Annotated in this window: 19 protein-coding genes; 10 read left to right on the top strand and 9 right to left on the bottom strand. The window is 60.9% G+C overall.

What is annotated here, in order from left to right; translation table 11 throughout:
• A complete protein-coding gene (gene hutU, locus GVK95_RS01450; protein WP_159946090.1) occupies window positions 1-1,686 on the top strand; it encodes a urocanate hydratase in 1,686 nt (561 codons plus the stop codon).
• A gap of 52 nt (window positions 1,687-1,738) precedes the next feature.
• Window positions 1,739-2,332 carry a HutD family protein gene (locus GVK95_RS01455; RefSeq protein WP_159946091.1) on the top strand — a complete coding sequence of 198 codons (594 nt, stop codon included), beginning with the start codon at window positions 1,739-1,741 and terminating at the stop codon, window positions 2,330-2,332.
• 43 nt (window positions 2,333-2,375) lie between these two features.
• On the opposite strand, the gene GVK95_RS01460 is transcribed toward GVK95_RS01455, so the two are convergent.
• The 6 genes from GVK95_RS01460 to GVK95_RS01480 form a co-directional block, all read right to left on the bottom strand.
• Window positions 2,376-2,942, bottom strand: a complete 567-nt coding sequence (locus GVK95_RS01460; protein WP_159946092.1) for an NADPH-dependent FMN reductase — start codon at window positions 2,940-2,942, stop codon at window positions 2,376-2,378.
• 317 nt (window positions 2,943-3,259) lie between these two features.
• Window positions 3,260-3,430 (bottom strand): hypothetical protein, encoded by a 171-nt coding sequence (locus GVK95_RS25005; RefSeq protein WP_200844187.1) that lies wholly within the window; start codon window positions 3,428-3,430, stop codon window positions 3,260-3,262.
• A gap of 154 nt (window positions 3,431-3,584) precedes the next feature.
• Window positions 3,585-5,102, bottom strand: coding sequence for a tripartite tricarboxylate transporter permease (locus tag GVK95_RS01465; protein ID WP_159946093.1), 1,518 nt, complete (start codon window positions 5,100-5,102; stop codon window positions 3,585-3,587).
• Window positions 5,103-5,114: 12 nt separating this feature from the next.
• Window positions 5,115-5,606 carry a tripartite tricarboxylate transporter TctB family protein gene (locus GVK95_RS01470; RefSeq protein WP_159946094.1) on the bottom strand — a complete coding sequence of 164 codons (492 nt, stop codon included), beginning with the start codon at window positions 5,604-5,606 and terminating at the stop codon, window positions 5,115-5,117.
• Window positions 5,603-6,547, bottom strand: coding sequence for a tripartite tricarboxylate transporter substrate binding protein (locus GVK95_RS01475; RefSeq protein ID WP_159946095.1), 945 nt, complete (start codon window positions 6,545-6,547; stop codon window positions 5,603-5,605). The genes GVK95_RS01470 and GVK95_RS01475 overlap by 4 nt, the downstream gene beginning before the upstream one ends.
• Before the next feature lie 306 nt (window positions 6,548-6,853).
• Window positions 6,854-8,053, bottom strand: a complete 1,200-nt coding sequence (locus GVK95_RS01480) for an MFS transporter (protein WP_159946096.1) — start codon at window positions 8,051-8,053, stop codon at window positions 6,854-6,856.
• Window positions 8,054-8,173: 120 nt separating this feature from the next.
• Here GVK95_RS01480 and GVK95_RS01485 point away from each other — a divergent pair, with 120 nt between their 5' ends.
• From GVK95_RS01485 to GVK95_RS01505, 5 genes are all read left to right on the top strand, one after another.
• Window positions 8,174-8,989 carry a helix-turn-helix transcriptional regulator gene (locus GVK95_RS01485; RefSeq protein WP_159946097.1) on the top strand — a complete coding sequence of 272 codons (816 nt, stop codon included), beginning with the start codon at window positions 8,174-8,176 and terminating at the stop codon, window positions 8,987-8,989.
• Window positions 8,990-9,201: 212 nt separating this feature from the next.
• The gene (locus GVK95_RS01490) at window positions 9,202-10,695 is read left to right on the top strand and encodes a PAS domain-containing sensor histidine kinase (protein WP_244618652.1); all 1,494 of its coding nucleotides are present in this window, start codon (window positions 9,202-9,204) and stop codon (window positions 10,693-10,695) included.
• Window positions 10,688-11,302 (top strand): response regulator FixJ, encoded by a 615-nt coding sequence (gene fixJ, locus GVK95_RS01495; protein WP_200844213.1) that lies wholly within the window; start codon window positions 10,688-10,690, stop codon window positions 11,300-11,302. The genes GVK95_RS01490 and fixJ overlap by 8 nt, the downstream gene beginning before the upstream one ends.
• 106 nt (window positions 11,303-11,408) lie before the next feature.
• Window positions 11,409-11,753: a hypothetical protein gene (locus GVK95_RS01500; protein ID WP_159946100.1), complete on the top strand. Its 345-nt coding sequence runs from the start codon at window positions 11,409-11,411 to the stop codon at window positions 11,751-11,753.
• Between the two features lie 83 nt (window positions 11,754-11,836).
• Window positions 11,837-12,490, top strand: coding sequence for a helix-turn-helix domain-containing protein (locus GVK95_RS01505; RefSeq protein ID WP_159946101.1), 654 nt, complete (start codon window positions 11,837-11,839; stop codon window positions 12,488-12,490).
• Window positions 12,491-12,514: 24 nt separating this feature from the next.
• On the opposite strand, the gene GVK95_RS01510 is transcribed toward GVK95_RS01505, so the two are convergent.
• The 3 genes from GVK95_RS01510 to dnaN form a co-directional block, all read right to left on the bottom strand.
• On the bottom strand, window positions 12,515-13,096 hold the full coding sequence (locus tag GVK95_RS01510) for a histidine phosphatase family protein (protein ID WP_159946102.1): 582 nt from the start codon (window positions 13,094-13,096) through the stop codon (window positions 12,515-12,517).
• Window positions 13,097-13,101: 5 nt separating this feature from the next.
• Window positions 13,102-13,695, bottom strand: coding sequence for a phospholipid N-methyltransferase PmtA (gene pmtA / locus GVK95_RS01515; RefSeq protein WP_159946103.1), 594 nt, complete (start codon window positions 13,693-13,695; stop codon window positions 13,102-13,104).
• Window positions 13,696-13,810: 115 nt separating this feature from the next.
• A complete protein-coding gene (gene dnaN, locus GVK95_RS01520) occupies window positions 13,811-14,929 on the bottom strand; it encodes a DNA polymerase III subunit beta (RefSeq protein WP_159946104.1) in 1,119 nt (372 codons plus the stop codon).
• Window positions 14,930-15,161: 232 nt separating this feature from the next.
• On the opposite strand from dnaN, the gene rsmI reads away from it, so the two are divergent.
• From rsmI to GVK95_RS01535, 3 genes are all read left to right on the top strand, one after another.
• Window positions 15,162-16,079, top strand: a complete 918-nt coding sequence (gene rsmI, locus GVK95_RS01525) for a 16S rRNA (cytidine(1402)-2'-O)-methyltransferase (protein ID WP_159946105.1) — start codon at window positions 15,162-15,164, stop codon at window positions 16,077-16,079.
• Window positions 16,076-16,444: a YraN family protein gene (locus GVK95_RS01530; RefSeq protein ID WP_159946106.1), complete on the top strand. Its 369-nt coding sequence runs from the start codon at window positions 16,076-16,078 to the stop codon at window positions 16,442-16,444. The genes rsmI and GVK95_RS01530 overlap by 4 nt, the downstream gene beginning before the upstream one ends.
• Before the next feature lie 136 nt (window positions 16,445-16,580).
• Window positions 16,581-17,879: an extracellular solute-binding protein gene (locus GVK95_RS01535; RefSeq protein WP_159946107.1), complete on the top strand. Its 1,299-nt coding sequence runs from the start codon at window positions 16,581-16,583 to the stop codon at window positions 17,877-17,879.
• Window positions 17,880-17,937 lie beyond the last annotated feature (58 nt).

A 17,937-nucleotide genomic window follows, 5' to 3' on the forward strand; every position in this document is an offset into this window, starting at 1 on the left:
ATGACCAATCCACGCCACAACATCCGCGACGTGCGCTCGCCGCGCGGGACCGAGCTCAACGCCAAGAGCTGGATGACCGAAGCGCCCTTGCGCATGCTGATGAACAACCTCGATCCCGATGTCGCGGAAAACCCGCATGAACTGGTGGTCTATGGTGGCATCGGCCGCGCCGCCCGCACCTGGGAGGATTTCGACCGCATCGTCGCGACGCTGAAGACGCTGACCGAGGAGGAAACGCTTGTCGTGCAGTCCGGCAAGCCGGTCGGCGTTTTCCGCACCCACAAGGATGCGCCGCGTGTGCTGATCGCCAATTCCAACCTCGTGCCGCATTGGGCGACCTGGGACCATTTCAACGAACTGGATAAGAAGGGTCTCGCCATGTACGGCCAGATGACCGCCGGTTCGTGGATCTATATCGGCACCCAGGGCATCGTTCAGGGTACCTATGAGACCTTCGTGGAAGCGGGTCGTCAGCACTACGGTGGCAACCTCACGGGCAAGTGGATCCTGACCGGTGGCCTCGGTGGCATGGGCGGCGCCCAGCCGCTTGCCGCCGTCATGGCCGGCGCCTGCTGCCTTGCCGTCGAAAGCGACGAAACCCGCATCGATTTCCGCCTGCGCACCCGTTACGTCGATGAAAAGGCAAAGACGCTCGACGAAGCGCTTGAAATGATCGACCGGTGGACCAAGGCGGGTGAAGCCAAGTCCGTCGGCCTGCTCGGCAATGCCGCAGAGGTCTTCCCGGAACTGGTCAAGCGCATGCAGGCCGGCGGCCCACGCCCTGACATCGTCACCGACCAAACCTCTGCCCATGATCCGCTCAACGGCTATCTGCCGATCGGCTGGACGGTTGCCGAGCACAAGGCCAAGCGCGAAAGCGATCCGAAGGCCGTCGAGGCTGCCGCACGCGCGTCGATGAAGAGCCATGTCGAGGCCATGGTTGCCTTCTGGGATGCCGGCGTGCCGACGTTCGACTATGGCAACAATATCCGCCAGGTCGCCAAGGAAGAGGGCCTTGAAAATGCCTTCGCCTTCCCGGGATTCGTACCGGCCTATATTCGCCCGCTGTTTTGCCGCGGTATCGGACCGTTCCGCTGGGCGGCGCTGTCGGGCGATCCGGAGGATATCTACAAGACGGATGCCAAGGTGAAGGAACTGACGCCGGGCAACACCCATCTGCACAACTGGCTGGACATGGCGCGGGAGCGCATCGCCTTCCAGGGACTGCCGGCGCGCATCTGCTGGGTCGGCCTCGGTGACCGTCATCGTCTGGCGCTGGCCTTCAACGAAATGGTCAAGAACGGCGAACTGTCTGCGCCCGTGGTCATCGGCCGCGATCATCTCGACAGTGGCTCGGTGGCCTCGCCAAACCGCGAGACCGAAGCGATGAAGGACGGCTCGGATGCCGTGTCCGACTGGCCGCTGCTGAATGCCCTGCTCAACACGGCGTCTGGCGCCACCTGGGTGTCGCTGCATCACGGCGGCGGCGTCGGCATGGGCTTTTCCCAGCATTCGGGCGTGGTCATCTGCGCCGACGGTTCCGACGATGCCGCCAAGCGGCTGGAACGGGTGCTGTGGAACGATCCGGCGACCGGTGTCATGCGCCACGCCGATGCGGGCTACGAGATCGCGCTTGATTGCGCCAAGGAAAAGGGCCTGCGCTTGCCGGGCATTCTCGGCAACTGAGCCTGTCATGGCGCCGCGACTGCGGCGCCATTTGCGTTCAAGAGGGATAGCAATGCCGTCGTCACCAGTCCTGCTGAAACCGTCCGACTATCGCCGCATGCCGTGGAAGAACGGTCTGGGCGAAACGATCGAGATCGCCGTTTTTCCGCCAGATGCAGGCATCGGTGATTTCGACTGGCGGATCAGCATGGCGACGGTTGCCAGCGATGGTCCGTTCTCGCTGTTTCCGGGGATTGAACGCACGCTGTCGGTTCTGACGGGAGAGGGGCTCACGCTGCACCGTTCAGACGGCACCCGGCAGGACCTGAGGGTCGACAGCACACCCTATGCGTTTCCCGCAGACGAACAGGTCAGCGCGACGCTCGTGAATGGTGCGATTGCCGATCTCAACGTCATGACCCGGCGCGGTCGCTTCGTGCACAGGGTCGAGCGCCTTCTGCTTGACGGCGGTATCACGATGCCGTCCAGACAGAATACGGTCCTGCTCTTCTGCCTCGAAGGACAGGCAAGGCTGGGTCAAGGCGACACGTCAGTGCCGCTCGTAGCTGGCGAAAGCAGGCTTTGCGATGGGGCTTGCCCTTCTACTGCACTCTCCGGGCAGGGCATCATCTTCATCATCGATCTTGTCGTGGCCAACAGCATCTGACTGCCGGTATTGACGCAGCGGCATGAGGTAGAGGCACGACGTCTCAGGCTGCTTCAGCATTGTGTTTGGCAAACACTGCAAAAGCTGCGACAAAATCCGACAGCCTTTTGGCAATGGCCTCGTCGATCAGCTGGCCGTCACCATCGACGACGCTGCCCGCCTTGGAGACCATCAGCCGTTTGTCGGAAAAGGTGCGGGCACCGAGCGTGTGCAGGACCGGAAGCCAGGCGTTCTGGCTGAGTAACGTGCCGAAATTACCGGGCGAGGCGCCGAGAACCGCAAAGGCCTTGCTCCCGAAAACTCTGGCGATGTCGCTTGATGGTCGAGACAGCCAGTCGATCGCATTCTTGAAAACGCCGGGGATCGAGTTGTTGTATTCCGGGGTAAACAGGATGACGCCGTCGGCCGATGCGATCAGATCTTTCAACGTCTGCACGGCTTCGGGAATGCCGTCTGCCGTTTCCAGATCGCCATCATAGAGCGGAATGCCGCGAATGGTGCCAGCCACAAGGCTGTAGCCTTCGCCCTGATTGGCAATCGCCGCATTCAGGAGAGCCGTATTGAACGAACCCCGACGAAGGCTGCCGGATATTCCAACCAGTTTCACCACGCGCTTCTCCCTGTCTGCTTCGGCCATTTGCGCGAAACTAGAAGAAGTGAACGTCCTCGACAAGGAGCGTGGTCATGGGCAGCGCTATCCACGCATGTTCATCGTGCGATGAACATCGCGGAATGGCAGATGATACTGTGTCAGGGGATGAAGGCTATTGGTTGCGGAAATACATCCGCTGCGCCGGATATAGCCCGGAAAATCGGCCATTGAGGCCTTTAGCGTCAGGCGACGTCTGTCGCCCGCCAAGATGCCAAACGATTTTTTGGCATCTCTGTTTTCATCATGTCAATGACTGCGATCAGACGCAGCCGGCCTTAGAGCTTGGAGGTACCGGGAAAGGTGCCAGGCTCGATGCCGAGTGTGCGCAGGTCACGATCACGCGGGCGACGGTGGCCTTCAACGGCAGCGGCAGCGGCAGAAGCAGCGCCGAGGATGGCAAAAGCGCGACCGAAGAAATTCGAATGCTTGCTGTTGCGGAGGGACATGGAAGTAACTCTCTTTCTGGTTCATTAGACAGACGTAAAGTGGTCCTCTGCTTCCTCTTTTGCAATGCACAATAGATCAGGTCAGCTATGCAAAACAAAGAGGCCGGACTTAAGTCCGGCCTCCTGACTGTTCAGATTTTGCATAGGTTTCAGTTTAGTCTTCGTTGGCCGCCAATTGAGCCAGAACCTGGCCGCGACCGCGTGCGCGCAGAACCAGCGGAACGATCAGGGCCGCAGCGGCAATCGCCAGCAGCACTGCGGCAATCGGCGAGGTGACCAGCACCGTCCAGTCGCCCTGGCTGATCGCAAGCGCCCGGCGCAGCTGCTGCTCGGCCAGCGGGCCGAGGATCAGGCCGACCACGACCGGCGCGATCGGATAACCGAACACCCGCATGATATAACCCATGACGCCGAAGGCCAGCAGCATGCCGAGCTCGAAGACCGACGGGTTGGCGCCGATCGTGCCGAGCGTGGCAAACAGCAGGATACCGGCATAGAGCCAGGGCTTGGGGATCGTCAGCAGGCGAACCCAGAGGCCGATCAGCGGCAGGTTGAGCACCAGCAGCATGAAGTTGGCGATCAGCAGGCTGGCGATCAGACCCCAGACCAGTTGCGGGTTGGTAACGAACAGCAACGGGCCCGGCTGCAGGCCATACTGCTGGAAGCCGGCGAGCATGATCGCCGCCGTGGCCGTTGTCGGCAGGCCAAGCGTCAGAAGCGGAACCAGCGTGCCGGCAGCAGAAGCATTGTTGGCAGCCTCGGGACCGGCCACGCCTTCGATGGCGCCGTTACCGAATTCTTCCGGATGCTTGGTCAGGCGCTTTTCGGCCGCATAGGACAGGAACGTGCCGATCTCGGCGCCACCGGCCGGCATCGCGCCGATCGGGAAGCCGATCAATGTGCCGCGAAGCCAGGGCTTCCACGAGCGCGCCCAGTCCGTCTTGGTCATCCACAGCGAGCCTTTGACGGCCTCGATCGTTTCAGGCCCGCGGTTGCCCTGGGCTGCGATGAACAGCGTCTCGCCGATGGCAAACATCGCCACGGCAAGTGTTGTCACTTCGATGCCGTCGAGCAGGTCGGGAACGCCGAAGCTGAGCCGCGTCTGGCCGGTCAACTGGTCGATGCCGATCATCGCCAGCGCAAAGCCGATGAAAAGCGAGGTAAGGCCGCGCAAGGTGCTGTCGCCGAAGGCTGACGAGACGGTGATGAAGGCGAGTACCATCAGTGCGAAATATTCGCGTGGTCCGAACACCAGCGCCAGCTTGACGATATAGGGCGCGATGAAGGCGAGGCCGATGGTGGCGATCAGGCCGGCGACGAAAGAGCCTATCGCCGCTGTCGCCAGGGCAGGTCCCCCGCGCCCGGCGCGGGCCATCTTGTTGCCCTCGAGTGCCGTCACGATCGAGGCGCTTTCGCCCGGCGTGTTGAGCAGGATCGAGGTTGTCGAGCCGCCATACATGCCGCCGTAGTAGATGCCGGCAAACATGATCAGCGAGCCAGCCGGATCGAGCTTATAGGTTACCGGCAGCAGCAGCGCGACGGTCAGGGCAGGGCCGATGCCCGGAAGCACGCCTACCGCGGTGCCAAGCGTCACGCCGATCAGGGCATAGAACAGGTTGATCGGCTGAAACGCGATCACCAGTCCCTGCAGGAGGAATTCAAAGGTGCTCATGGCAGTCGACCCTCAGATAAACAGGCGTTCGATCGGTCCAGCCGGCAGCGAGAGCTGCAGCAGCCGGGCGAAAATCAGCCAGACAACAAAGGACAGCACGATGCCGACGGGTATGGAGACCCACAGCTTGCGCCGCCCGAAGGCATAGGCGGTGGCGGCAAACAGCAGCCCCGTGGCGATCGAGAAGCCGGCTGCCTTGAGCAGCAGCATCTGCGCCGCCAGGCCGCCGATGATCCAGATGACCGGACCGATTTCCTGGTGTTCCCGTTCGGGGAAGTCCCGGCGCATCGCGGCAAAGACGGTCCAGACGGCCAGCCCGAGCAGGCCGAAGGCGACGACATAGGGAACGGTCGCCGGTCCGACCGGCGAATAGGCGGTCAGCGCAGCCAGGTGTGCGGCATCCCAGAGGATGACGCCCGCGATCACGGCAAGAACGACCGCCACGCCAAGCGCCGCCCCATCGGGGCGGCGTGGCGATGATTCGGGGAGGTTGTTCCCGCTCATTTCACCAATCCGATGTCTTTCAGGACGGTTTCCGTCGCTGCAACATCCTTGGCCAGCTGTTCATCAAACGCAGCGCCGGCCAGATAGGTATCCTGCCAGCCCTTGGTCTTCAGCGTTTCCTGCCAGCCGGCAGACTTGGCCAGCTTTTCGATGTCGGCCGAAACAGCTGCCTTCTGTTCGTCCGTCAGGCCCGGAGCCGCGGCAATCATGCGCCAGTTTTCGACCACGACGTCGAGGCCGGATTCCTTCAGGGTAGGACCGTCGACATTGGCAAGGCGCTCGGCGCTGGAGATGGCGAGCAGGCGCAGGGTGCCGGACTTCACCTGGGATTCGAATTCGCCGTAACCGGAAATGCCGGCCGAAACCTGGCTGCCGAGAATGGCCGCAAGCGCTTCGCCACCGCCGGAGAATGCGATGTAGTTGATCTTGGTCGGATCAACACCGGCTGCTTTCGCAATCAGGCCGACTGCGATGTGGTCCGTGCCGCCGGCCGAGCCGCCGCCCCAGGAAACCGAACCCGGATCCTTCTTCAGCGCTTCGACCAGGTCGCCCATGGTCTGGAAGGGCGAGGAGGCCGGAACGACGATCGCTTCGTATTCGCCGGTCAGGCGTGCGATCGGTGTGACGTCCTTCAGGGTGACGGGCGACTTGTTGGTCAGGATGGCGCCGACCATGACATAGCCGCCGACGATCAGGGAGTTGGGATTGCCGGCAGCCTGGCTGGCAAACTGGGCAAGACCGATGGTGCCGCCGGCGCCAGGAACGTTCTGGACCTGGACGTTGCCGGAAATGCCTTCCTGCTGCATGACGGTCTGGATCGAGCGGGCCGTCTGGTCCCAGCCGCCGCCTGGATTGGCCGGTGCAATGATGGTGTAGTCGGCAGCGAATGCCGGCAGCGACATGGCGCCGGCGATCAGCGATGCGAGAAACAGTTTCTTCAAGGTGGTGTCCTCCGTTGTCGCGTCTTTGACGCGTTTAAAACTCATCGGGAGAGACTTGGGTGACACGCAGCGATCGCCGTCAAAGGCTGTGCGTGTTTAAGGGGGTTCCTCCCGAACCGTTCCACTCATCCGCCTCCACGGATGTTGGTGAACACTATGCACCACATGAAACTGTCAGCAACCTGTCATGGCCGAGGAAGGATGCAAATCGTCAAACGGAGGACATCCGACTTCAAATTGGAAAGGACGCGCCTGGGCGCGTCCCTCCGTCACTATTTCGCTGGGATGCCGGAGCCCGCACCACGGTCAGCGGTGGCCGGGCAGTCGTGGCAGCAGGATGGTCAGCAAACCCAGAAGCGGCAGGTAGGAGCAGATCCGGTAGACGAATTCGATCCCCTCGCGATCGGCAAACACACCGAGCACCGCCGCACCGATCCCGCCGAAACCGAAGGCGAAACCGAAGAACATCCCGGCGACCAGACCGACACGGCCGGGCACGAGTTCCTGGGCGAAGACCACGATGGCCGAGAATGCGGAGGAGAAGATGAAGCCGATTAGCACAACGAGAACCGAGGTCCAGAACAGGTTGGCATAAGGCAGCATCAGGGCGAAGGGGATGACGCCGAGGATCGAGAACCAGATCACGATGCGGGCGCCGAACCTGTCGCCGATCGGACCGCCGAGAAAGACGCCTGCCGCCGAAGCGCCGAGGAACAGGAACAGCAGCAACTGGGCATCCTGAACGGAGACCCCGAATTTCTCGATGGTGAAGAAGGTGAAGTAGCTCGACAGGCTGGCCAGATAGGCATTCTTGGTTGCCGTCAGCACGACGAGGACGACAAGCGTCATCAGAACCTTGTTGCGTGGCAGCGGCAAGGCGCGGCTGGCCGGCGCGCGGCCGGCGGTGCTGCGGCGATGACGGGTATACCAGACGCTGACCCAGGACAGCACGGCAAAGCCGACGAGCGCGATGACGGTAAAGCCGCTGAGGCTGGTCTGTCCGCGCGGGATGACGATGAAGGCAGCCAGCAGCGGCCCGATCGCCGTGCCCGTATTGCCACCCACCTGAAACAGTGACTGGGCAAAGCCATGTCGGCCGCCGGATGCGAGACGTGCGACGCGCGAGGCTTCCGGATGGAAGATCGCCGAGCCAATGCCGATCAGGCATGCGCCGATGATCAGCACGTAGAATTCATGCGCGTAGGCGAGCGTGAACAGGCCGGCGCAGGTCGACAGCATGGCGGCAGGCAGCGAGAACGGCATCGGCCAGCGATCGGTGATGACGCCGACGGCCGGCTGCAGCAACGATGCCGTCACCTGGAAGGCGAAGGTCAGCAGGCCGATCTGCACGAAATCCAGCGCATAATTGGCCTTGAGAAGGGGGTAGAGCGATGTCAGCAGCGACTGCATGATGTCGTTCAGCATGTGGCAGAAACTGGCAGCGACAATGATCGAATAGGCGGTCCGTTGCACGTCATGCCCGCCGGTTGCTGTTACGCTTGCCATATCGATGTTCTCCAGTCGCCCATTCCGCCCTGTGCAATCTGCACGGCAGGACCGTGTGTTACAGAGATTGCTCATGGCCTGCTTTTGTGCTCTGGTCGTGTTCTTTCGAGAGTGGGCCAAATGCGTATTATCGATCTGACCGGCGTCAAAAATCTGTTGGACAATGAGCATGCGCAGAGTCTGAACTGGATCAATGCTGCAGCGGAGCCTGTTGTCGCGCTCGGCAGGCTGTATCCTGCCGGCTTCCGTGTTCCTTTGCATTCGCATAACAAGACCCAACTCTGGTGCGCGCGCCGTGGCGTGGTCCTGGTCAGCACCACCGATGGGCGGTGGATGATCCCGCCGGGGCACGGTCTGATCATTCCCGCGGGACTTGAGCATTCCACCGAGATGATCAGCGAAGTCGAGATGCATTCGATCTATGTCGATCCGTCCGTTGCCGGAGCGAGCGGGCCGAAAGTTGTCGAGATCACCGGTCTTGGCAGGAGCCTGATGGAAGAGCTTGTGCTGGTTGATCTGCGGCCCTTGTCAGTTCGCCGGCAGAGGCTGATCATGGAGCTGCTGCTGGATGAAATCAGCCACTTGCAGGAGAGGCCGCTGGGTCTGCCGTTCCCGGAGGACGAACGACTGGCATGCCTCTGCCGCCGTTTTCTCAAGACACCCGCGGCCAATGCCGGCATTGATGACTGGGCCCGTGACCTGGGCATGAGCCGGCGCTCCTTCACCCGCCTGTTCAGGTCCGAAACGGGCGTCAGTTTCGTCACCTGGCGACAGCAGGCCTGTCTGTTCGCTTCCCTGCCGAAACTGGCGGCAGGAGAACCGGTGACGAATGTGGCGCTTGATGCCGGCTATGAGAATATCGCAGCGTTCACCACCATGTTTCGCCGCATGCTGGGAAGTTCTCCCAGCACCTATCTCAGAGCGCGTTCAGCGTGACGTAGCCTTTGCAGGTGCTGTGCGGGATGAGCGGTGGCAAAGGCACGTGGTTGCTACTTCAGGTTTGGAAAATGGCGGTCACCTGCTAGGGTGAATTGACAATCCACAAGAGCGTGGCGCCGTCGCATCGCGACGCCATCGACGGGCAAATCCGCTGTGCTAGAGATGTCGAACAATTTCTATCGTTGGATATACAGTTCATGTTTGCAGATATGGTTTCGATGCGGACGGTCAATGCCCTGGTCAAGCGCCGACTGCCGACGGCCTATCCCTATATCCTGGCTGTCCTGTCGGTCGCCTTGGCTTTCGCCATCCGGCTGGCGCTGGAGGGACTGCTTGCCGACAACGCACCGTTCATAATCTTCATTCCGCCAATCCTACTGGTCGCCGCCGTCGGTGGCCTCAAGCCGACCCTGCTTGCCTTGATGCTGTCCTCTCTGGCGGCCGCCTCGATCATTGGCCATGCCGGCATGTCCGCTCTCGTGCCGCTGTCGATCTTCGCCTTTGTCGGCATCGCGATCGGCGTCGTTGGCGAAATGCTGCAGTCCGTTCGCCGGGTGATCCGGACGGCCGAAGCGACGCTTGCCTCGCGCGAGGCGCATCTCCGCTCGATCCTCGATACGGTCCTCGATGCGACGGTCGTCAGCACGCGCGATGGCACGATCGTCTCATTCAATGCCGCCGCCGTCCGGCAATTTGGCTATTCGGAAGACGAGGTTGTCGGTCAGAACCTGAGGATCCTGATGCCCGAGCCCTATCGGCGGGAACATGACGGCTATATCGAACGCTATCTTCATACCGGCGAAAAGCGGATCATCGGCGTCGACCGTGTGGTTGTCGGGCGGCGCAAGGACGGTTCGACCTTCCCGATGAAGCTGGCCGTCGGCGAAATGCATTCCGGCGGACAGACCTTTTTCACCGGCTTCATCCGCGACCTGACGGAACGTGAAGAAACGGCCGCGCGGTTGCATGAAACGCAGGGTGAACTGGCGCGGCTTGCCCGCATGAACGAGATGGGCGAAATGGCATCGACCCTCGCGCACGAACTCAACCAGCCGCTGTCGGCAATAGCCAACTATGTTCACGGCTGTGTCCGCCTGCTCCAGGATGCAGGCGATCCGAAGATGGTGATGGTTCGTGAGGCCCTTGAGGCGGCGGCCGAGCAGTCGCTTCGGGCCGGGCAGATCATCAAGCACTTGCGTGAATTCGTCACCAAGGGCGAAACGGACAAGACGCCGGAGAACATCCGCCAGGTGATCGAGGAATCCGGTGCGCTGGCGCTGGCCGGCTCGAAGGAGAAGGGCGTTAGAACCGTCTTCGACTTCGCTCCCGGCGCCGAAATGGCGATGATCGACCGCATCCAGATCCAGCAGATCCTGATCAATCTGATGCGCAATGCGATCGAGGCGATGAAGGATTCCCCCTACCGCGAATTGACCGTTCGAACCCGGCTGAACAGCGAAGGCGAAATCGCCGTGGAAGTACAGGACACGGGGCCTGGAATTTCCGATGAGATCGCCCAGGACCTGTTCAAGCCCTTCGTCACCACCAAGTCAGGCGGTATGGGCATTGGCCTGTCGATTTCGAAACGTATCGTCGAAGCGCATGGCGGGGAGATGACCGTGTCGAAAAACGCCTCGGGGGGCGCAAGCTTCCGCTTCACGCTCCCGTCGTTCAATGAGGGCATTGCCAATGCAGATCGCTGATTTCACCGTTCATATCGTCGATGACGAAGAACCTGTGCGCAAGTCGCTGGCTTTCCTGCTGACCATGAACGGTTTCGCTGTCCGCATTCATGAGACGGCAGCAGCCTTTGCGGAGTTTGCACCCAATGCCCGCAACGCGGTTCTGATCACCGATCTCAGAATGCCGGAAATGAGCGGCATCGACCTCGTGCGCCGGCTTGCCGCGATGAAACTGAAGGTCCCCTCCATCGTCATCACCGGCCATGGTGACATCCCCATGGCCGTCGAGGCGATGAAGGCCGGTGCCTCGGATTTTATCGAAAAGCCGTTCGAGGATACGGTCATCATCGACGCGATCAGGCGTGCAGCGATCCAGCTTGCCGGTAGTGTGGATGATGGAGAAACGATCGTCGAGATTCGCGACCGGGTGGCCACCCTGAGCGAACGCGAAAGGCAGGTGCTGTCGGCGGTGGTCGCCGGCCTGCCCAACAAGAGCATTGCCTATGATCTCGATATCAGCCCGCGCACGGTAGAGGTTCACCGGGCGAATGTGATGACCAAGATGAAGGCAAAAAGCTTGCCGCAACTGGTGCGCATGGCGATGTCTGCCGGTTTCGGCCCGCAGTGATCGGGAAGGTGATTGCGAAACCTTTGATCTGGCGCAAGGCATAATGGCGGCAAGTGGTCTAGCCATGCAGCATGGCGGATTGTCCGTCGAGATGTGAGAGACCGCCTTGCCTGCCGTCAAACCCATTGCCATTCTGGCTGCCGACCATGCCTTGGGGCAGTCGCTGGCTTTTGCCCTGGCAGCGGAAGGCTTTGTGTCGGAATTTATTTCTGACCAGGATTGGCACTGGGCGGCGCAGGACAATCAACGCTTTCTCTGCTTTATCATCGATGAGCAGGCGCTGCCGGTAACCTCGATCGAGATGATCGGACTTGCCGCGCCGATCATTCTGCTGGCGGACGGGCTTGGCTCCCACGTCGACGTGGCTGGCGCCCGGGTGATCTACAAGCCATCGCAGGGGTCGGATATCCTCGCTGTGGTGCGCGCGCTGTCGATCCCCGCTCATGCCTAAGTAAAAACCCGTAGTGTCATAACCGAATTTCCCGGCTGTCGCCGCTGTTGCATTGTCCGTTCACCGAACCGAGGAGAACGGACATGCACGCCAGTTTCAACGCCGCACCCCATGCTGCTTCGACACCGAAATTCGGTTCCCGGTTCCCCGCTGCCGTGACCGGCTTTGCCAAGCCGCAACTGGTGATCAACTTTGCCACCGACGAAGAGATCTATGGCCCGGGAGACAAGGCGGGCACCTTCTACAAGGTCGCTTACGGCGCCGTGCGCATCTACCGGCTGTTGACCGACGGCCGGCGCCAGATCATCGCGTTTCATCTGGCTGGCGAGACATTCGGTTTCGAGCCGGGCCTGACGCATGGTTTTTTTGCTGAATCGATTACCGAGAGCGGACTTCGCGCCTACAGTCAGCATGACAGCGCAGAAACCTCGCACGAATTGCTGTCGCTGGCGCTGCATGAAATGGTTCGCGCCCAGGAGCATCTGCTGGTCGTTGGCCGGCAGACAGCGCTTGAGCGCATCGTCAGTTTCCTTCTCGATATCTCAAGCCGTCAGGGTGATCTGGAGCATACCGAGCTTCCGATGTCGCGCATCGATATCGCCGACTACCTGGGAATGACGATCGAGACCGTTTCGAGGGCCTTTGCCAAGCTGCGCCAGGACGGTTACATCAACCTGCCCAACGCCCGGACCGTCGAGATCAGGCGCGGACATGCGCTGCGCGATCTCTGCGAGTAAATAGCTTTATGCGACAGCAGCAGGCTACGGTTGCCAGTGTTCCATGGCGGTCCAGTCGCAGGTGAGGCGTCGATCATCAAGTGTGAAGGCAAAGAGATTGCCGCCGCCGCCAGGTTGGTCGGAATTCCGGGCAATCGGCAGCCCGGAGAAATGGCATTTCAGCAGTGTTCCGACGCCGCCATGGCCGACAAAGGCCACTGGCTGGCGCGGGTCGTGATCGGAAAGGATCCCGAAGACGGCTTCGACGATCCGCCGCTGTGCATCGATCGCACGCTCCCAGCCGCGAAAGCTCTCCTCGGGATGGGCAAAGAACCAGTCGGCAGCAGCTTCAAATGCGGCGGGTTCCAGAAAGCCGGTCGCCGATCGGTCGTTTTCGTGCATGGCCTCGACGCGCTCGAAACCGACGCCCGCGCCGCTGGCCAGGATTTCCGCCGTCTCGACCGCTTTCACTTCATTGCTGGAAATGATGCGTTTCAGGCTGCAGACCCAGGGGCGCTGTGCCGTTTGCTCTGCCCTCTGGCGACCGACCTCGGATAGTCCCCATTGCGGAACGGGGACCAGCGGATCGATCATTACCTGCGGATGGGTGATGTAAAGGCCGAACATGGGGTTCAGCCCCGGCGGTAGATCCAGAGCTGTGCGGGCGGGATATTGCGCACGATGAAATCGAAATGTTGGATATGATAGCTGTGCGGCTTGGCAACGATGGGTGACATCGGGCCGTAGGAGATCTGCACGACCGGCCGCCCCGCCGGGACGCGATCCAGCAGGTCTTCCAGCAGACGAATGCGTGTTTCCATCGGGAAATTCAACAGTGGCACGGCAGAAACGACGCTGTCGAATGTCTGGCCGGCGAGTTCGCCGAGCGTTGTTTTCAGGTCAAAGGCGTCGCCCTGGACGAAATGCACCCCCGGATAGCCCTGAACCAGATGATGAAAGAAATCTTCGGAATATTCGACGGAAACAAGTTTTTCCGGCGCGACACCGCGCGCAAGGATCGCCTTGGTGATCACTCCGGTCCCGGGGCCAAGCTCCAGAACCGGCAGGCCGGAATGCGGATTGACGACGCTGGCCATCTTCCGGGCGGTGATGGATGAGGTTGGCACGATGGCGCCAACCTGCTTTGGACCCTGCATCATGCCTTTGAAGAAACGAATCTCTTCGTTGAATTTCTTCTCGAACCGCTGCTTCAAACGCAAAGCCATCGCCGTATCCCTGTTTTCAATTTACGTCATGCAAATCGCTGCGTAGCAATTTCGGAGCAAACTGTCGCAAATACAAGGCCAGATGCCGCCCCCAGGCAATTTTCCCGAGGTTGGGCTAAACGCGCATCGGCATGAGCACATACAGCGCATCGACGCCGGCCGTGTCGCGGATCAGCGTCGGAGAGCCGGCATCCGCCAGCAGGAAGATGGCGTCATCGCCCGACAATTGCGCAGTGATATCGAGAAGATACTTGGCATTGAAGCCGATCTCCATCGCATCATTGTCATAGCCGACGGCCACTTCTTCGGTCGCGCTGCCGGAATCCGGGTTGTTGACGGTCAACAGAAGCTGGCCATCCGACAATGCGAGCTTCACGGCACGGCCGCGCTCCGACGAAATCGTCGAGACACGGTCGACGGCCTGGGCAAAGCTCTGGCAATCGATGCGCATTTCCTTGTCGTTTGCCGTGGGGATGACGCGCTGGTAGTCGGGGAAGGTGCCATCGATCAGCTTGGAGGTCAGAACGATGGAGCCGATCGTCAGGCGAATTTTCGAATCCGAGATCTCGATCGCGATGATCAGCTCCGGATTGTCCATCAGCTTCTGCAATTCGCCGACCGTCTTGCGCGGAATGATGATGCCGGGCATGCCTTCCGAGCCGGATGGCGCATCGACATCGGCCCGCGCCAGGCGGTGGCCATCGGTCGCAACGGCACGCAGCTTCAAGGCGCCGCCCGCTTCGATTGTGTGCAGGAAGATGCCGTTCAGGTAATAGCGGGTCTCTTCGGTCGAGATCGCAAACTGGGTCCGGTCGATCAGCATCTTGAAGTCCGATGCCTTGATCTTGAACGAATGGCTGAAGCTTCCGGCCGTCAGATCCGGGAAATCCGATTGCGGCAGGCACTGCAGCGAGAATTTCGAGCGACCTGAGGCAACCGTCATGGTCGAGCCATCCGGATTGGTGGCCAGAAGAACTTCGGACCCGTCCGGCAGTTTGCGGACGATGTCGTAAAGCAGGTGTGCCGGGACCGTGGTCGCTCCCGCCTGCTCGACCATCGCCGGCGTGCCTTCGGTGATCTCCAGATCAAGGTCCGTGGCCTTCATGTCGAGGGCTGCACCCTCAGCTTTCAGCAGCACGTTCGACAGGATCGGGATCGTGTTGCGACGCTCGACCACGCGATGCACATGGTTCAGCGATTTCAGGAGATTGGACCGTTCAAGTGTAATACGCATGGACGCTTCCGCTTTCGACATGTCGTCATCCGGTTGCCCGGATCGAATTAAGGCCGGCCTGACCCCGGGCCGGGCGATGTGGACGGGCAAAATGGCAGGAAAAGAACCACAAAAGCAAGAGGCTTGGCAGTTTTCCACTTGGGCAAGGGCAAACGAAATGCTGGAATGGTTTATTGCCGCTGCGCCCGCCACCGCCCTTGCTCGCAAAGCGTGGCTGGAGGATAAAGGCGCAATGACAAGCCATGACAATTCCACCGCCCCGATTGCAGCCGCAAAGCGCTACCGCGTCAATGATACGCTGGTGAATGCGCGGCCGCTCGAGCCCGCACTTTACTTGGTCGCGACGCCGATCGGAAACCTGAGCGACATCACTCTGAGGGCGCTTGAAACGCTTGCCGGTGCCGACGTCCTGGCCTGCGAGGATACCCGCGTCACACGGGTTCTGCTCGATCGCTATGGTATCGAAAATCGGCCCTATGCCTATCACGAATACAATGCCGACGAGGCAGGCGCGCGTCTTCTGGCAGCACTCGAGGCAGGAAAATCAGTGGCGCTTGTCTCCGATGCCGGCACACCGCTGGTCTCCGATCCCGGCTATCGACTGGGTCAACTCGCCATCGAGGCCGGTCACCGGGTCGTGCCGATCCCCGGCGCATCCGCGCCGCTGGCCGCCTTGGTCGGGTCGGGCCTTCCCAATGATGCCTTCCTGTTTGCCGGCTTCCTGCCGACCAAGGACAAGGCGCGCCGGGACAGGCTGAACGCGCTGGCCAAGATCCCGGCAACGCTGATCTTCTTCGAATCCCCCCATCGCATTGCGGACACCCTGGTCGCGGCGTCTGAAGAACTGGGCGAGGCACGACCGGCCTCGGTCTGTCGCGAACTGACCAAGACTTTCGAGGAATTCCGCCGCGCGCCGCTCGGCGAACTGGCAAAGGAGTTTGCCGAGCGCACGGTCAAGGGTGAGATCGTCCTGGTCATCGGCCCGCCGGCACCCGATGCGGCGCCTGACGCTGCCGACGTCGACAGCCTGCTCACAGAGCTTTCGATCACCATGCCGACCGCCAAGGCGGCCACCGAAGCCGCCAAGTTGACCGGCCTGCCGCGCAAGGAACTGTACCAGCGCCTGCTCGAGCTTCGGGGTGCCGCGTGAAATCCGGCCGCGGGGATGCCAGCCGGATCCGCGCCGAACGGCATGGCCGTTTCTCCGAATATCTTGCCGCGCTGTTTCTGCTGACGCGCGGCTACCGGCTCACGGCCTTCCGCTACCGCACAAAGGTCGGGGAAATCGATATCGTCGCAAGGCGGGGTGATCTCATCGCTTTTGTCGAGGTAAAGGCGCGTCGTGACCTGATGGCGGGTGTGGACGCGGTCGGATTTGCCAGCCAGAAGCGCATTCGCGCGGCAGGTGATCAATGGCTGCGGCACCAGCCGGACGCGGCAAACCTGTCATACCGATATGATATTATCGTAGTCCAGCCATGGCGCTGGCCCCGTCATTTTCCGGATTCATTTTAGCTTCGTTTTGCTTTCGACATAGGAAGACCGAAACCTATTGATTGTGACAGCACTGTCACGAAAGCTTCAAGGGCGTGTCATGCAGCGCGCCTAATGCAGGCCTCACCCCAATCAACCGGTGGAGAGGATCTGACCCATGATCAAGAAGATTTGCCTGGCCGCACTGGCCGTATCCATGTCCGCATCGACGACACTTGCCGCAACCGACATCACCTGGTGGCACGGTATGGGCGGCCGCAATGGCGAAGTGATCAACGAGCTTGCCCAGAAGTTCAACGCAGCTCAGGCAGAATGCGCCATCACCCCCGTATCGAAGGGTTCCTACGAGGAAGCCCTGGCATCCGGCATTGCCGCCTTCCGGTCTGGCGAACAGCCGAACATCCTGCAGGTCTTCGACGCAGGTGCGGCCACCATCATCAACGCCAAGGGCGCGACCATCCCGGCTGAAGACCTCCTCAAGGATAACGGCTTTGCTTTTGACCGCGAAGCCTTCATCGAGGGCGTGCGTTACTTCTACGCTGACAGCGACGGCAAGTTCGTCGGCATGCCGTTCAACTCTTCGGCACCGATCATGTATATCAATGATGAGGCCATCAAGAAGGCCGGCGTCGAAGCTCCCAAGACCTGGGAAGAGTTCGAAACCATCGCGCCGAAGCTGAAGGAAGCCGGCTACCTGCCGCTCGTCCAGTCGCAGCTGACCTGGCAGTTCACCGAGAACTTTTTCTCGCGCAACAACATCCAGTTCGCCTCGAACAACAACGGTTATGACAGCGTCGTCGACACGACGATCAACGTCACCGATGAAAACCACGTCATGATGTATGAAAAGCTGAAGGCTTGGTACGATCAGGGCCTGTTTGGCTACTACGGTGCTGCCTGGAACGACAACCAGAAGGTCTTCGAAGAAGGTAAGGCCGCCTTCTGGATCGGCTCGTCCGGTTCCTTCGGCGGCTTGCAGAAGACTGCGACCATGCCGTTCTCCGCAACCTTCCTGCCCTATTGGGGTTCGATCAAGGGTGCCGGCGTTCACTCCTTCATCGGCGGTGCCGCCCTGTTCGCAATGGCCGGCAAGTCCGATGCCGAGAACAAGTGCACGGCTTCCTTCTTCAACTTCCTGACCTCGACCGATGTGCAGAAGTTCTACCACCAGGCGACCGGCTACGTTGCCATCACCAAGGCAGCCTATGAAGCGGCCAAGTCCGAAGGCTACTACAACGAAAAGCCGGCGGCTGAAGTTGGTATCCAGCAGCTGTCGCTGCCGGGCGCCGAGTGGGACAAGGGCTATCGCCTCGGTTTCTATCCGCAGATCCGCTCGGTGATGGAACGCGAATACAACCGTATCTTCGCCGGCGAAACCACGCCGAAGGAAGCCATGGAGACGATCAAGAAGGAAGCAGACGAACTGCTCGCCCGCTTCGCCAAGACGGCCGGTTGATCATCACTGACACATGAATGAGCCCGGGGGTGATGAGCCCCCGGGGACTTGCGTTGAA

The organism is Rhizobium sp. 18065 (assembly GCF_902706095.1).
Classification (GTDB): Bacteria; Pseudomonadota; Alphaproteobacteria; order Rhizobiales; family Rhizobiaceae; genus Allorhizobium.

Coding starts and splice junctions, on each gene's coding strand:
- hutU (WP_159946090.1), top strand. CDS start 1: ATGACCAATCCACGCCACAACATCCGCGACGTGCGCTCGCCGCGCGGG.
- GVK95_RS01455 (WP_159946091.1), top strand. CDS start 1,739: ATGCCGTCGTCACCAGTCCTGCTGAAACCGTCCGACTATCGCCGCATG.
- GVK95_RS25005 (WP_200844187.1), bottom strand. CDS start 3,430: ATGTCCCTCCGCAACAGCAAGCATTCGAATTTCTTCGGTCGCGCTTTT.
- GVK95_RS01465 (WP_159946093.1), bottom strand. CDS start 5,102: ATGAGCACCTTTGAATTCCTCCTGCAGGGACTGGTGATCGCGTTTCAG.
- GVK95_RS01470 (WP_159946094.1), bottom strand. CDS start 5,606: ATGAGCGGGAACAACCTCCCCGAATCATCGCCACGCCGCCCCGATGGG.
- GVK95_RS01480 (WP_159946096.1), bottom strand. CDS start 8,053: ATGGCAAGCGTAACAGCAACCGGCGGGCATGACGTGCAACGGACCGCC.
- GVK95_RS01485 (WP_159946097.1), top strand. CDS start 8,174: ATGCGTATTATCGATCTGACCGGCGTCAAAAATCTGTTGGACAATGAG.
- GVK95_RS01490 (WP_244618652.1), top strand. CDS start 9,202: ATGGTTTCGATGCGGACGGTCAATGCCCTGGTCAAGCGCCGACTGCCG.
- GVK95_RS01505 (WP_159946101.1), top strand. CDS start 11,837: ATGCACGCCAGTTTCAACGCCGCACCCCATGCTGCTTCGACACCGAAA.
- GVK95_RS01510 (WP_159946102.1), bottom strand. CDS start 13,096: ATGTTCGGCCTTTACATCACCCATCCGCAGGTAATGATCGATCCGCTG.
- pmtA (WP_159946103.1), bottom strand. CDS start 13,695: ATGGCTTTGCGTTTGAAGCAGCGGTTCGAGAAGAAATTCAACGAAGAG.
- dnaN (WP_159946104.1), bottom strand. CDS start 14,929: ATGCGTATTACACTTGAACGGTCCAATCTCCTGAAATCGCTGAACCAT.
- rsmI (WP_159946105.1), top strand. CDS start 15,162: ATGACAAGCCATGACAATTCCACCGCCCCGATTGCAGCCGCAAAGCGC.
- GVK95_RS01535 (WP_159946107.1), top strand. CDS start 16,581: ATGATCAAGAAGATTTGCCTGGCCGCACTGGCCGTATCCATGTCCGCA.